Source organism: Anabaena sp. CCY 9910 (assembly GCF_963920875.1).
Taxonomy (GTDB): domain Bacteria; phylum Cyanobacteriota; class Cyanobacteriia; order Cyanobacteriales; family Nostocaceae; genus Trichormus; species Trichormus variabilis.
Genome location: NZ_CAWUDJ010000173.1, coordinates 1 through 212, shown reverse-complemented (window position 1 = coordinate 212; position 212 = coordinate 1). Strand labels below are relative to the sequence as shown.

Annotated in this window: 1 protein-coding gene; it reads left to right on the top strand. The window is 63.2% G+C overall.

Annotated features, from left to right (window positions below; genetic code table 11):
- The coding region (locus ACM5QX_RS29720; RefSeq protein WP_414756787.1) for a pyruvate kinase at positions 1-212 on the top strand (212 nt) is incomplete at both ends.

Below are 212 nucleotides of genomic sequence, written 5' to 3'. Positions count from 1 at the left end.
AAAGGCGGCCAGCCGGTGACGCTTGAAGCGAACGATTTGTTTACCATCACCACACGCTCCGTTTCCGGCGACGCGCAAGAAGTTTCGACCAATTACCCGGGCCTCGCGCGCGATGTGCGCGCCGGCGCGCGGTTGCTGCTTGACGACGGCGCCATCGAGCTTTCCGTCGAGCGCACCACCGACACGGATGTGATTTGCCGCGTCATCAACGG